Origin of the sequence: Flavobacterium sandaracinum, assembly GCF_004349135.1 — a bacterium.
Taxonomy (GTDB): Bacteria; Bacteroidota; Bacteroidia; order Flavobacteriales; family Flavobacteriaceae; genus Flavobacterium; species Flavobacterium sandaracinum.
The window spans coordinates 1-14722 of the sequence record NZ_SMFN01000014.1; the positions used below are offsets into that span (position 1 = coordinate 1).

The 14722-nt window shown below is 35.0% G+C and carries 12 protein-coding genes and 2 pseudogenes; 6 read left to right on the top strand and 8 right to left on the bottom strand.

The window, feature by feature from the left end; genetic code table 11:
- From E0F91_RS11880 to E0F91_RS17745, 3 genes and pseudogenes are all read right to left on the bottom strand, one after another.
- On the bottom strand, positions 1-821 hold an 821-nt coding region (locus E0F91_RS11880; protein WP_132066704.1), incomplete at its 3' end, for a transposase.
- Positions 822-1595: 774 nt separating this feature from the next.
- A pseudogene (locus E0F91_RS11890) lies at positions 1596-2087 on the bottom strand (transposase); the annotation flags it as partial.
- Positions 2017-2199 carry a hypothetical protein gene (locus tag E0F91_RS17745; protein WP_165930124.1) on the bottom strand — a complete coding sequence of 61 codons (183 nt, stop codon included), beginning with the start codon at positions 2197-2199 and terminating at the stop codon, positions 2017-2019. The gene E0F91_RS17745 and the pseudogene E0F91_RS11890, both read right to left, overlap by 71 nt.
- Positions 2200-2327: 128 nt before the next feature.
- Here E0F91_RS17745 and E0F91_RS11895 point away from each other — a divergent pair, with 128 nt between their 5' ends.
- Positions 2328-3254, top strand: a complete 927-nt coding sequence (locus tag E0F91_RS11895) for a sulfurtransferase (protein WP_132066705.1) — start codon at positions 2328-2330, stop codon at positions 3252-3254.
- Between the two features lie 203 nt (positions 3255-3457).
- Here the strand turns inward: E0F91_RS11895 and E0F91_RS18225 are convergent.
- A pseudogene (locus E0F91_RS18225) lies at positions 3458-3958 on the bottom strand (transposase); the annotation flags it as partial.
- Between the two features lie 407 nt (positions 3959-4365).
- On the opposite strand from E0F91_RS18225, the gene E0F91_RS11900 reads away from it, so the two are divergent.
- Together E0F91_RS11900 and E0F91_RS11905 are read left to right on the top strand one after the other, a co-directional pair.
- Positions 4366-4950: a fasciclin domain-containing protein gene (locus E0F91_RS11900; RefSeq protein WP_132066706.1), complete on the top strand. Its 585-nt coding sequence runs from the start codon at positions 4366-4368 to the stop codon at positions 4948-4950.
- Between the two features lie 536 nt (positions 4951-5486).
- On the top strand, positions 5487-6158 hold the full coding sequence (locus tag E0F91_RS11905) for a hypothetical protein (RefSeq protein WP_132066707.1): 672 nt from the start codon (positions 5487-5489) through the stop codon (positions 6156-6158).
- Positions 6159-6601: 443 nt separating this feature from the next.
- Here the strand turns inward: E0F91_RS11905 and E0F91_RS11910 are convergent, their stop codons facing one another.
- From E0F91_RS11910 to E0F91_RS11925, 4 genes are read right to left on the bottom strand one after another with little or no spacing between them, the layout of a single operon-like run.
- Positions 6602-8185, bottom strand: coding sequence for an MFS transporter (locus tag E0F91_RS11910; RefSeq protein WP_132066708.1), 1584 nt, complete (start codon positions 8183-8185; stop codon positions 6602-6604).
- Between the two features lie 3 nt (positions 8186-8188).
- Complete coding sequence (locus E0F91_RS11915; protein ID WP_132066709.1) at positions 8189-9241, bottom strand: HlyD family secretion protein; 1053 nt, start codon at positions 9239-9241, stop codon at positions 8189-8191.
- Positions 9242-9277: 36 nt separating this feature from the next.
- The gene (locus tag E0F91_RS11920; RefSeq protein ID WP_243698894.1) at positions 9278-10729 is read right to left on the bottom strand and encodes a TolC family protein; all 1452 of its coding nucleotides are present in this window, start codon (positions 10727-10729) and stop codon (positions 9278-9280) included.
- A gap of 41 nt (positions 10730-10770) precedes the next feature.
- The gene (locus E0F91_RS11925; protein WP_132066710.1) at positions 10771-11592 is read right to left on the bottom strand and encodes a helix-turn-helix domain-containing protein; all 822 of its coding nucleotides are present in this window, start codon (positions 11590-11592) and stop codon (positions 10771-10773) included.
- Between the two features lie 156 nt (positions 11593-11748).
- Between E0F91_RS11925 and E0F91_RS11930 the strand changes: the two genes are divergently transcribed.
- From E0F91_RS11930 to E0F91_RS11940, 3 genes are all read left to right on the top strand, one after another.
- Complete coding sequence (locus E0F91_RS11930; protein WP_132066711.1) at positions 11749-13248, top strand: succinate CoA transferase; 1500 nt, start codon at positions 11749-11751, stop codon at positions 13246-13248.
- Positions 13249-13597: 349 nt separating this feature from the next.
- Positions 13598-14035, top strand: a complete 438-nt coding sequence (locus E0F91_RS11935; protein ID WP_132066712.1) for an acyl-CoA thioesterase — start codon at positions 13598-13600, stop codon at positions 14033-14035.
- A gap of 84 nt (positions 14036-14119) precedes the next feature.
- Positions 14120-14698 carry a cytochrome b/b6 domain-containing protein gene (locus E0F91_RS11940; RefSeq protein WP_132066713.1) on the top strand — a complete coding sequence of 193 codons (579 nt, stop codon included), beginning with the start codon at positions 14120-14122 and terminating at the stop codon, positions 14696-14698.
- Positions 14699-14722 lie beyond the last annotated feature (24 nt).

Sequence of the window (14722 nt, forward strand, 5' to 3'; positions counted from 1 at the left end):
AGTGCAATGGCGCCTAAGGCGTTAAGATCATTGCGATTGATGGTATGGGTGGCAACTACTAAATTGTGTTTATTATCTACTGCTGCTTGGATATTGTAACTGATCTCAACTACTACTCCTTGAACCAGAAGCGCGCGTGCATCTTCATCGGTGGTGCTTATTTGGGGTTCTCCGCTGGCTTTTAGTTTTGCTTCTAGAAGTTCATATCCTATTTTATTATTTTTTAATCGTTCAATCTTTTCTTGAATCTTGGTTATGTTGATCCCATTGTCTTGGGTATCATTTTGATCTAATTGCGTTAAATATTCTTGGGTTTTTTCTTCGATATAAGCCAAATGACGTTCTATTTTCTTTTGGTTGAAATTGGCTTTTTTGCTGTTATGCGCACGACTTTTGGTGCCATCGATGGCAATTACTTCTCCYGATATYAARTCGGCATCTTTAAGGAAACTTACAAAAAGTTTGAAGAGTTTTTTAAGCCCTGTTGGGTTCTGCTTTCTAAAGTCGGATATGCTATGGTAATTGGGCACTAAACCACAAAGGAGCCACCGTAATTCGAGGTTACGAATGCACTCTTTCTCGAGCTTGCGGGAACCACGTAATCCATTGAGATAGCCATATAAATAAAGTTTGAGAAAGATTTTAGTATCAAAGCTAGGACGACCCTCGGTTTTAATGGTCTGAAGTGTAAAGCCTAAAGACCCCAAGTCTAACGCTTCGACAAAAGCTTCGACAAAACGAACGGGGTTTTCTGCAGAAATCGAGTCCTCTAAACTCGAAAAATACATCTGATTGCGCGGAATTCCTGTGATATGTTGCATCTTTAAATATACAACTTTTCTGCCTTTTATCTTGAGAATATGTACTATATTTGAAAGAAATAAACGGAAGTTTTTTCACAGACTGACGTTAGGGCTAAGCTTAAAAAAAATGACAATTTTAAAAGAAAATAATCAATTAATTAAACGATAAAATATGAATGAACTGCTTCAGAAGTTACTAATTCCGATAATACTAGTTGTATCAGGCATTTTGCTAAAAAAAGGATATATACCTAATACTAAAAGTGAAGGTAAGTTGTGGTTATTTTTAGTTATTGTTGGATGTGTTGGAATTGTCCTAGATATATTGTTAGTATTTGTTAGCAGTTAGCCTGATTTTTCATCACCCAAAAGAGTGAAAATATGAAACTGCTTTTGGAAATATTAAATCAGTAGAAATGACAAAATTGAGAAGTTCTGCAAACATTTTCAGAATTGCTAATTTTAATATTTTAACTGAATTTAGAAGTGTAAAATTATTATAATTTGATAGTTAAATGAACTTGGAATATCTAGTGTTTTTGAAAAATAAAAGAATACAAATCAAATAAAAAGCCTAGCCCTAACAGCTAAGGATTCGTTGGGCTTGAAAAGCCAACAATGAAGCCGCGGTTGAACGGAACCGTTTACATGCCGTCAACACTATGGAGTTATCGTAAAATGGGTAGAGTGATTACAAGAGGCTAAAACGCCTCTTTTTTTTGCAGTAAAATTGAGTATGGTTTTTCTACTGTTTTCCTTCATATCTGAATACAAAATCCCTTACCCACAAAATTAGCTTTCATAGGAACTAGAACTGTGGCTACTGCCAAGATACCAAGCAGGCGGACCACGCTGGTCAAAAACCGCTATTCGATGTAAATTGCCTGTTTTACAACAAGGACACTTGGGTAAGAAAGGCTTTTTTTCTGCTTTTTCTAGCACTTTTACTTTTAATTTCTCCTGCAAAAGCTTGAGCTTTTGACGTTTCCAAGTACTGCTCAAAAAACCGTAATGCCGTATTTTTACACCCGAGCCCAAAGGGCGAACTGACGAAGTAAAACGTTTGGGCAGAATATGCAATGCAAACCGTCGGATAAATTCGGCATGCGTCAGTGTCATTTGTTTCTTAAATCCGTTTTGCCTGTAATCCTTGTACGCAAAAGTCACGTTTTGATGGTCAATACTTTGGATGCGGTTGTTGCTAATGGCTATTTTATGAGTATATCTTCCCAGATATTCCACCACTGATTTTGGACTTCCAAAAGGATTTTTGGCAATTGATACCCGAAGTATCAGAAAGTTTTTCTGGCAAAATAGCATCCTCTAATCCCAAAGCTTCGGAAGAAAAAACCATTTGATTGCGCGGTATTCCGGTGAGGTGTTGCGTATTTTTCATAGAGCTTTTCTGCTTAATAATTAGATTATTTACTTACATTTGATATTAGTAATCGGAGGTTTTTTCAAAGGCTAACGTTAGGCGTATTTTTGGCGGAACACAGTAAAACAGAATTAAATTCTAAATTTATGATCAACAAAATATCTTCTATAATTCAAGCAAGTGAATTTTTAGAATTAACCAAAACAGAAAATGTCATTATTGTTGATGTAAGTAATGGAGTAAATTCTAAAGAAAAGTATGCCAATAAACATTTAGATGGAGCCATTTTTGTTGACTTGAATTCTCAATTAGCAACTATAAAAGTAGATTTGGCAGAAGGTGGAAGACATCCGTTACCTGAAATTGAAAAGTTTGCAGAAACTTTAGCAAACATAGGAATATCTAAAAATAGTCACGTCATAGTTTATGATGATAAAAATGGAGCTAATGCGGCGGCGAGGTTTTGGTGGATGCTGAAATCAATTGGTCACAAAAAAGTACAAGTTTTAAATGGTGGAATTCAACAAGCGGAAAAAGCCGGTTTTCCAACAAATAACAAAGTAGAAATACCAAAAATTTCCAAAAATTATAATTATGACAACTGGAAATTACCTATTTCACAAATTCAAGAAGTTGAAGAAAATTCGCAAAAAGAAAACTTTTTAGTAATTGATGTAAGAGAAAATAAACGGTACAGAGGAGAAAACGAGCCAATTGATTTAATTGCTGGACATATTCCAGGTTCAATAAACATTCCTTTTTCAGAAAATCTAAATACAGAAGGTTTATTTTTATCATCAAAGGAATTAAAAACAAAATATCAAGAAATATTTGCCGGGAGGAATCCTAAAAATATAATTTTTCATTGTGGTTCTGGAATTACAGCTTGCCATTCGCTTTTAGCCATCGATTATGCAGGTTTAGAAATTCCAAAACTTTATGTTGGTTCGTGGAGTGAATGGTCAAGAAATAATAAAGAAATTGCAACCGAAAATAAAAACGAAAGCCTAACAGCAAAGGATTCGTTGCCTGTGCAGCACGAACACCCGAGCGACAGCAAACGGACGAAGTAATGAACCCGCGCTTGAACTACCTGTCCCGTTTTTACAGGAACCGATTACATGCCGTCAACACTATGGACTTATCGTAAAATTATTGGAGACATTATAAGAAGCTAAAACGCCTCGTTTTTTTTGCAATAAAACAAGGAAGGTTTTTCTAGTGTTTTCCTTTCCCGAAGTTTTGAGATTGACCATACATAACCATACCCACAAAATTAGCTTTCATAAGAACTTGAACTTTTGCTATTGCCAAGATACCATCCCGTTACTTCGGGAGGCGGACCAGGCTGGTCAAAAACCGCTATTCGATGTAAATTACCCGTTTTGCAACACAGGCATTTGGGTAAAAAAGATTTCTTTTCTTCTTTTTATAGCACTTACTCTGTAGTTTTTCTTGAAAAACCTTTACTTTCTCCCGTTTCCAATTACTGCTTAAAAAACCGTAATGCCGTATTTTTACACCCGAGCCCAAAGGGGGAACTGACAAAGTAAAACGTTTGGACAAAAGGCAACGCAAAGCGTGGAATAAATTTGGCGTGCGTAAGTGTCATTTGCTTTTTGAATCCGTTTTGATTGAAGTCTTTACAGCTAAAAATTACGTTTTGATGGTCAATACTTTAGATTAGGTTGTTGCTAGTGTGGATTTTAGGAGTATATCTTCCTAAATATTCCACCACTGATTTTGGACTTCCAAAAGGCTTTTTGGCAAAAGCCAATACGATATAAAAAAAATGTACCGATAATTTTGAAAAGATTTAATATGATCCTCGATCTTCAAAAGGATTTCTTTTATAGGGAAGCAAATAAATTTTATTCAAACAACTACATTAAATAAAGGAAAAAGACAATGAAAATGTAAACTAGCTAAGTCCTTTTTTTACTTAAAATAAAGGAATAGCAACTAATGTCCGGTTGCTTCCTTTGTTTAAATGGCGTATTTTTATTCCTACAATTATATCAATCGTACCAATATACGGTCTAATCTTAAGAGCACATTAGAAAAGCATAGGTCAAAAATCAATATTTTTACAATTTGTTTAAAATATTGTTAAAAAGAGTAAACAAACCATATTATTGTTTACCTTTGATTATCTTAATTTAATTTAAACTTAAAATATTGACTATGAAATTAGTAAAAACAATTAGTGCATTTGTATTATTAGGAGTAATCACTACTTCTTGTGGAGAAAAAAAACAAGCAGAATCTACAGACATGACTGATTCAACAGCAGTAGCAATGGACACTACAGTTGTAATGGAAACGCCAAACATTGTAGGAGTAGCCTCTGGAAATGCAGATTTCTCAACACTTGTAGCAGCTGTAAAAGCAGCAGGTTTAGTTGAAACGTTAAGTAGTGAAGGTCCTTTCACTGTTTTTGCACCAAACAACGCTGCATTTGACAAACTACCTGCTGGAACTGTAGATGGTTTATTGAAGCCAGAAAGTCTTGATAAACTGAAAGCAGTTTTGACGTACCACGTAGTTTCAGGTAAATTTGACGCTGCAACAGTAATTGATGCCATAAACAAAAACAACGGAAAATACACTGTGACTACTGTTCAAGGTGGTACAATCGTTTTAAGTTTAAAAGACGGTAATGTAATGTTAACAGATGCTAATGGTGGAACTGCAACAGTTGTACTTGCTGATGTAGCTGCTTCTAATGGAGTAATTCATGCAATTGATACTGTAGTGATGCCTAAATAAGGTTTTAAAGTTTTAAATCTAAAAACCGTTGTAGCAATACAACGGTTTTTTTTTGCAAAATTACTACCAATTCCCTTTGCTCTTTCTATAATAAACGACTGCTTAGGCGATCTTTGGAATTCCATATCCCAACATTTGAAAAAAATATATTTAACTGTGTGGGTAATAATTGGCAAACCGCTGGCTCTCTTTTTACTGCTTGCATCTACCCTATTTTAAAAACATTTCTTTTTTGAATAAAGAAAAATGCTACCTTACTATTTCAAACTAATAAATTGAAAAAAGTAATATAAGTACTAAGAATAAAACAATGACGTATTTTTTTTACCATATAAGTCATTGAAGTTTCATTTGTATAAGACTGATAACTTTAGCAATAATAAGGTCATTTAAGGTTTAATGCTTACATGACTTTTTATGTTAAATAGTATTTCACTCCTTTTATAGTACGGCAATAAATAAGGCCAACTACTTAGATACCTATCATCAAAAATAGTATTTTAAAGAATGAAACTATTTGATTTAAAACACTTACTATGAAATTTTCTTCTTTTCTAATTCTTATTTCAGTATTGCTTTTGAATTGTCAAAACAAAGACAACCAAGCGCCAAAAGCACCAATTAAAAAAAAGGCAGACACTTTGTACATTGTTGAAGAAAGCAACCAAAAGACAACCGATAGTGTGACCGCTATACAAACACAACCGCCTAGCCAACTTATTCTAACGTCAAATGCTTTACAAGTAATAAATACAACGACAGGTTCCACATCGGAAATTCCTTTTGGCAAACCCTTTGATGAAATGAAAGAAATCGTGTCTAGAATTTTACAATCAAAACCAATATCCGAAGGAATTAATGCGGAATGTAGCGCTGGACCGCTAAAAATGGCATCGTGGAATAATGGATTGACACTGGTGTTTCAGAAAAAAGAGGCACAAGCAGTAGAATCAGAAAGCCCCTGGAAATTTGCGGGTTGGTATGTAAGCCTCAACCCACGAAATACAACAAAGAGTACTACCATGGCAGGAATCGGTATTGGATCTACGAGAGGCGAAATGGAAAGCGCTTATGTGATTATCGTGAAGAAATCCAGTTTGGGATATGAATTCTCAACGACTTCTGGCCTATATGGAATTTTTGACGGCATGGGAAAACAAGCAAAAATCACAACTATGTGGAGCGGCGTTAGTTGTAATTTTAGATAAGGTAAAAAAAAGTCTTTAAACTATTTCAGCTGCAAAAATAAAATTCAGAAAAAACAGCTAAAGCAATAGGTTTAAATTGAAGTTTTTCTTTTTTTGTTGATTTACAGTGCTGTCGTTTAAAACAATCACAGGGATTGATGCATCAGATAAAATCTTTTTTTGACCAAACCATTCGCAGGCAAAGCCCTACCTGCGGTAGAATTTAGAAAAAAAATTATAGGCTATACATTAAAATCACCTCTTAAAATCAACACCTAAAATCAACACCTAAAATTGAGAATGACATATAGAAAAGGGTCGCAAAATTAATCCAGACAAATCGAAAGTTCCTGTTTTAGATTTGTAGTCTAAAATATAAGCTATTGTACATTGCTTCCGTTTTGATTTTGTGCGATCAGCTATTTTTTTCTCTTCTAAAGTAAAAAAAGTGTAAAAATTCCATATTAATTTCCCCATATCCTATTTTTGAAAATATCAACGGTTTGTTTTATATGTTGGTTTATAACCAAAAGGATGACGATAACTAACATGGCATACCCTACGACGGTAAAGATTTCCATATTAGACAATAAAACCGATTGTTTGGCCACGGAACTTGCAATTTTTTTTAACGCTAATTGACCCGCATTATCCTCCGTATACCCTTTAGAAATAAAACTTTCAGTTGCTTGTGCAATACGCATTTGAGTTTCCGCACTTTCAGGTGTTACAGATTGTATTAACTTTGAATAATGAGTGTGCTGCAGGTAAACACCTGCATTTTGAATAAATGAAAACCCCATCATACTTCCCCAAAAACGTCCCTCTACGCCTACAATTCCAGCAAACGGAGCAAAAGGAGTGGGTACCGCCGAGACAGTAAATAAGACTAACGGCACAAAAATAACTCCAACAGCCACTCCTTGTAAAACATAAGGAATTGCGATATCAGACAAGGTAGCATCGGGGACAAAAAGAAAAGTAAACCACAAATGAAAAACAGCAAAAAGTGAAAATCCTATTATAAATATAAAACGTATGCTCAGTGCCTTTGCTAAAAACAGTCCCGCTAAAAACATTCCTATTACATTCCCAAATACATTTAAATATTGCACATGCGCCACTCTTGAAGGTTCCCAATTCCAAATTACAAACATTGTACTGTGACAAATATTCAAAGTCGATCGGGCGATATAAAAAAATACCGAAAGGACTAATCCGGTTCGTAAATTAGCATAGCGAAATACATTGAGATCAAAGGTAGGTCGCTTGAGCATCATTTGTCGAAAAATAAATAAACCTCCCGTGATTAATGAAAGAACCAATGCTGAAATTATTTGGTGGGAATCGAACCAATATTTCTTTTCTCCATAAACAAAGAAAAATGCTCCTGATAAAATGGCCGTGAGTAAAAGAATAGAACTTGCCCAATCTACTTGATATAAAGGAATTTTTCTATGAAAACGATGTCCTTCAAAAGTTATCATAATTAAAGCCACACACATCACTTGAAATAATGCCGAACCATACGCCATATATTTCCAATCATAATTTTCCAGCAGCCACACCGCAATATTCATGATGAAAGGTGAGGCTAGCATCAACGCACCATAATTAACAGTAAAGCCAATAATCACTGCATTTTTAGATTTAAACCTTGAAATTAAGAAATGTCGCAGCGGCACCACAGGCAAGCCCATCAAAATACCTTCGGCTACTCTTAAGATGATAAACAGTGCGTAATTTTCAATGTAAGCCGTTAAAATAAAGGTTAATGCTGCCAAACTGTAAATGACTATAAAATACTTTTTAGTTGGAAAAAATTGAAATAGACGGGTTTCAATTAGAATCGTAGTCAAAAAAGTTCCATAAGTCACACACATCGAAAACTGTAAATCTTCAATTTCTACATCTAGAAAACTGGCTGAATACGTCAAATTAGAAGTGTAAACGCCTAGCAAAACCATCGAGTGTATCAAACAGATAAACAAAATCGCGATGCTGGCCCAGTTGGGTACCCAGGATTTAAAAATGCTTTTATTTGACATTGGTTATTGGTGTTCTGCTACAACTATAACATTCATTCCTGCTCGAAGGAAAGCCGTTTGAGCGGCTGGTTCTTGTAGTCTGATTCTAACAGGAATACGTTGTTCGATTTTAATAAAATTTCCAGTGGCATTGTCGGGCGGTAAAAGCGAGAAACGCGCGCCACTAGCGGGCGATATTGATTCAATAATTCCGATGAATTTTCGTCCGCTGATCGCATCAGCTTGTAGCGTTACCTCTTGACTTATAGACAAGTATTGTATTTGGGTTTCCTTAAAATTAGCCGTAATCCATTTTTTCTTGCTCACAATAGAGACTAAAACTTGTCCTTCTTTTAGTAGTTGTCCGGGCTGAATCATTTTTTTTCCCACCCAGCCATCATAAGGAGCCGTAATCACCGTATAAGAAAGAAACAATGCAGCGTTATCCGCAACGGCTTGTTTAGCTACAATTACAGTCTGAGCCGTTGGGATTTTAGCAGATGCTTCGGAAGTATTTAACGCTGCTGATTGAATGGTATTGACAATTTCTTGGTATTGGGCTTGAGCCGATTGATAATCGGCTTTAACTTTTTCGACTTGTTGATTCGTGGTTGCTTCCTGTTTTAATAAAGATTGATAGCGGTTGTATTCCAGTTTTGTTTGCCAAACTTTACTTTTTGCAGCCTCGAGTTGCGATCGTCTTACCAGAATAGCATTAGAAGTGGTCGCGACATTTTTTTCTATCACATTGACATTGGCTTTAGCATTTTCAACCTCGGCCAAAGCACTATTTAAATGCGATTTATATTCCCTATTGTCTAGTATAATTATCGTGTCTCCCTGGTGTACAAACTGATTTTCATTGTAACGAACTTCCTGAACATAACCCGTTATTCGAGTCAAAATAGGTGTTACATATTGTTCTACCTGAGCATCATTTGTTTCTTCGTGATTTCTATTAAAAAAATAAAACCAAATCCCTAGAACAATTCCCATGACCACTAAAACAGTTGCAATCACTGTAATCAGTTTACTAAATGATTTGTGGGCTCTTGATGAATTTTCTATTTTTATCATATTCGCTGAGAACTAAAAATTATATATAAACTTGAATTATTTTTTGGAAAGAATTCCCGCTGTATGAAGCAATTCGTATTGTTTCATCAACGCATCGATTCTGGTAGCTATTCTATTAAACTTGGCCTGAAGCAAAGCATTATCAGCATCCACCATTTCAGTAATTAAAACAAGTTGGTTGAGGTATTTTACCTTAACAATGCGATAATTCTCTTGGGCTAAATCCAATGCTTTCTTGGTAACCACCAATTGATCGCTTATTTCCTGATATTGGGTGTGCTGCCTAAATACTTTATCAGTCATCTCATTTTTAACTATTTCGGATTCATTTTGCTGCAATTCTAATTGTAAGTTAGCCACTTGAACCTGCACCTTATTTTTGTACAAAGCTGACAAATCATACGTAGCTTCCACGCCAATTTGGCCAATGGTATATAAAAAAGGCATGTCCAATCGAAACGCCATGTAATTAGGATACCGTAAATTGTAATTTCCAAAAAATCCAATTTTAGGCAGATACTTTGCCTTGACCATTTTTAGCTCTGTCTTTTTGACCGCTACTTCCCCACTCGCCATTTTCATTTCCTCATTTTGCATAGTCTTCTTAAAATAAAAATCATAATCCTCCATCGTGTCCCTATCAAATAGGCCTGTTGTATCTATTACAATATTGGATTCCTCCGGCAATTGCAATACTGTTTTTAACTCTTGAAGTGCAATCGTGCAATTTTTCTTGTTCGTCAAAGCACTCAATTCCCGATCTGAAAGTTGCAATTCGGCACGTAAGACTTCATTTTTAGTCACTGTTCCAAACGCTTTAAATGCTTTTACCTCTTTTAATCGCTCTTGTTCTTCTTTAATGCTTTCATCAATAATTTTTTGAAGTTCCATCATTTTGTAAATACCCAAAAAAGTAGCCGCAACCTCTAAACGCACATCATTCTCTGCCTTCTCTACGTTGATTTCTGCAATTTCACTTTGTAGTTTTGATTTTTTTATCGCATTGTTGATGCCATTTGCCTCATAAATAGGCATTCGGAAGTTTGAAACGGCATCGTAAATCAAATTACCTGGCAGTGGCGCAATCGTTTCTTTTTGGCTAAAAAAACCACCACGATACTGCGTTAAATCTGACAATCGCGAATACATGGCATTAAAATGAACTTCGGGTAAACGAAGATTTTTAGCAGTTCTAATTTCTGTCTCTATAATCTTTCTTTGGATTTGGGCTTTTCGAATGGTCCTGTTATTTTCGTTGGCAATTCGCATCGCTTCAGGTAAAGTGAGTGCAACGGATTGTTGGGCTTGTACTGCCATGGCGTATGGAAACAAGAGTAAGGTTAACAATACACTTTTTAAAAAATTGATCTTAGGTTGCTCTGGTGTAACCTGCTTTTTAAGAAACATAATAAAGATAAAAGAATAGTACACAAAGGTCTTTAATTTTATTGATGCTGTAAAAGCATCAAAAGTCAAATATGTATTCATATCGGACAAAATTAAAAACGAAGGTGATTCTGAATATGAGCTTATCCTTTTTTCAGTATTTCGACACCATTTAAATAATCAGAAGGGCGCTGTCCCAATATTTTGAAAAAAGTATTGCTGAACGTGGGAACACTGTTGTATCCTACAGTCCGCGCCACTTCGCTTATGGAAAGTTTTTTTTCAAGTAACAATTCTATTGCTTTCAAAATTCTTCGGATCGTAAAATATTGAATAAAAGACATACCCAAATCTTTCTGAAACAAACGGTATAACGATCGCTCGCTAAAACCAAAGCGACTGGCCAAGTCCGAAAACAAAATCGTATCTCCCCAGTTTTTTTCTAAATAGTCAATAATCTTTAGCAATCGCATGTCTTTTGGAGAGGGTAAGGACAAAGGCAATTTAGTCCGGCAAATTTCTGGTAAAATAGCTTTTATAGCGTTGGCAATGATAAAATTTCGACTTCCTTTTTTAAGGTTTCCGTTCCATCGATTCGTGAAAAGCATCATTTGCAACAAAAGATCATTAACAGGATAAATCCCTTCTGTTTCATAAAAAGATTCTTCACCCTTTTCAATAGGAAAATACAAATTTCGCATCATCACTTTTTCAGAACTGGGATGAATGCTGTGTGCTACAACACCTGGAATCCATATAAAATGGCGAGCTGGGAGGAAATAAGTTCTCGTTTCGGTGGTGACATAGACAATACCACCTTCGGAATAGAGCATTTGAGCTTTATCATGCTTGTGAGTTGGAATCAATAATTCCCCCATTAAATCATGATGGCAATAAATACTTTTTTTATCGGTATCTACCTCTTTAATGTAATATTTCTCTGTGGAAACTGCTATTAAATTCATTGTGGCTTATCTGAATATGTTTATGGCGTATTAGGATACAAAACCAATGGGTAATTGTATTAAAATTGTATGGCAAATAAATCAAATTAAAAATAATTGATTTAATCTTTATTAAAACATCAATTTTCCGTTAATTTTATTAGTAAAAAACCAATTATGCAATCGGATAGAATCAAATTTCAAAGTTACAAAGACAAAGTTATTACAGCGCAGGAAGCAGCTCTTTTTTTCAAGGACAAAATGACCGTTGGAACTAGTGGTTTTACAAAAGCTGGCGATAGTAAAGCTGTTTTACCTGCTTTTGCAGAAAGAGCAAAATTTGAAAATATTGCAATCACTTTGATTACCGGTGCCTCTTTAGGACAAACCACCGACACTGATTTAGCCAATAATAATGCTTTGTATAAAAGAATGCCTTTCCAGTCCGATGCTGCTTTGCGAAAAAAAATAAACGATGGCGAAATACTTTATATTGACCAACATTTAAGTGAAACGGCTGAAATGTTAGAAAACAAACACCTGCCAAAAATTGATATTGCAGTAATTGAAGCCACTTATATTGATGAAAATGGAAATATTATTCCCACGACTTCAGTTGGCAACTCGCCTACATTTGCTCATTTAGCAGATAAAATTATAATTGAAATAAACACATCTATTCCATTGGGATTCAAAGGAATTCATGATGTTTACATTTCTGAAAATTATCCAAACAGACAAATTCTTAATGTGACGGCTTCAAACGATAGAATTGGTCAGGACTATATTGCCATTGATTCTAAAAAAGTAGTGGGAATTGTTTTTACAGAAATTCTAGACAGTCCGGCTCAGCCTACGGAAATAGATGTAAAAACTGCCGCTATTGCTGGGCATCTTTTAGGTTTTTTAGAAAATGAAATTACAGCAGGGCGCTTAACCAATTCGTTGATGCCACTTCAGGCTGGAATTGGAAAAGTAGCCAATGCCGTTATGTCTGGATTTGCGAAAAGTAGTTTTGAGAATCTAGTGATGTATTCCGAAGTTTTGCAAGACAGCACCTTTGAACTTATAGATAGCGGAAAAATGAATTTCGCTTCGGCTTCTTCTATCACTGTTTCAGAAAATTGCTATAAAAAAATACTGGCTAATTTTGATTTTTATAAAGATAAGATGCTACTTCGTCCGCAAACCATAAGCAATTCGGCTGAGGTCATCAGAAGATTAGGCGTTATTGCAATCAACACAGCGATAGAATTTGATATTTACGGCAATGTAAATTCAACGCACATTGCTGGAACCAAAATGATGAACGGCATTGGCGGGTCAGGTGATTTTGCTCGAAATGCCTATCTGAGTATTTTTGTAACCCAATCTTCCTCTAAAGAAGGAAATGCTGTTTCTCATGTTTTACCAATGGTTTCCCATGTAGATCATACGGAACACGATGTCGATGTTTTGATCACGGAGCAAGGAGTCGCTGATTTGAGAGGACTGGCACCAAGAGAACGCGCCAAAGTAATTATCGAAAATTGTGTTCATCCCGAGTACAAAGAAGAATTATCGGATTATTTTAATCGTTCCAAACTTCGCGGTGGTCACACACCACATCTTCTGGAAGAAGCTTTTAAATTTCATTTGCGATTCTTAGAAACTGGTTCCATGAAAAAAATGCTATAATCAATTTACCCTTAACCCAATAGAACCTTTCATACTAGTAGAAGATGCAGTGCAGAAAATTGCCTATCGTTTTCCCTTAACAAAAATTCTTAAAAAGACAAAGTATACTATTCGCTATTTAACCTTGCTGATTGCAATCCAAAAGACCGTTTATAATTATATTTTTTTTGAAGAAACAACAGTTTTACAGACTCCGTTTGATTTTAACGTTCTAATAAAGGGTAAAAGAATTGATTTAGTTGGTTTTCGTTCCACATATATTGCGTAGTTTTGACCATAACACTTTGTCTTTCTGCTGCTCTATTTAAATGCAAAGGAATCCTAATAAAAAAACTTAAAAAAAACAATAATGACATCTTTTAGCAAAGAATTATCCTTTCGTTGGTCTGACTTAGACCCTAATTTTCATGTACGCCACAGTGCTTATTATGATTTTGGTGCGCAACATCGTATTGAAATTCTAGAAGGTTTAGGCCTAACAATGAAAGTTTTACAAGCGCAGCATTTTGGTCCAATTCTATTTAGAGAAGAATGTATTTTTAGAAAAGAAATAAAACTTTCTGATAAAATCATAATGCGAACAAAAATTTCTAAAATGAAACCCGATGCTTCACGCTGGTCGATTGTTCATGAATTCTTGAATGAAGAAGATAAACTTTGTGCCGTCATAACTGTTGATGGAGCTTGGATGGATACAAAGTTGCGAAAGATAGCAAATCCAACTCCTGAAATTGCCATAGAGGCAATTAGTCTTTTTCCTAAAAGTGAAGATTTTATAAGTCTTTAGAAGATTAAATTATCTAATCCCATTAATGTTGTCATTTCTAAATAATAAAGTCTCAAATATAGTAACAATCAACACCAAAAAATTATGAGAATTAGAAGCTACTCCGTCATTTATAGAGTCATGCATTGGTCCATTGCAATTTGTTTGATTGCTATGCTTTTTACTATATTTTTAAGACTCACTTGGATGAACAAAAACAATATTGCGCTAATCATTCAAGATTATTTAGCGACAACAAATCAATCTTTATCTCAAGACCAACTCCTTGCCCTTGCCAAAAAAATAAGAAAACCCATGTGGGATTGGCATATTTATATTGGATACGCTTTGGTAGGTTTGTACAGCATCCGAATTTTGCTTCCGTTTTTTGGACAGATGAAGTTCTCCAATCCTTTTAGTCGTGGCCTTACGGTACAGGAAAAATTCCAATATTACATTTATGCCATTTTTTATGTCTGTGTCGCCATTTCTCTAACGACAGGTTTAATTATCGTTTTAGGTCCAAAAAATTTAAAAGAGCCAATGGAACAAATACACGTACTTTCGATTTACTATTTGTTGACCTTTATCGTTCTTCACTTAGGAGGTGTTTTCTTATCAGAGTTTACGACACAGAATGGATTAATTTCCAGAATTATAAGTGGACCAAAAAAAGAAAAGTAAATCATGCTCGATTGATACTATTTG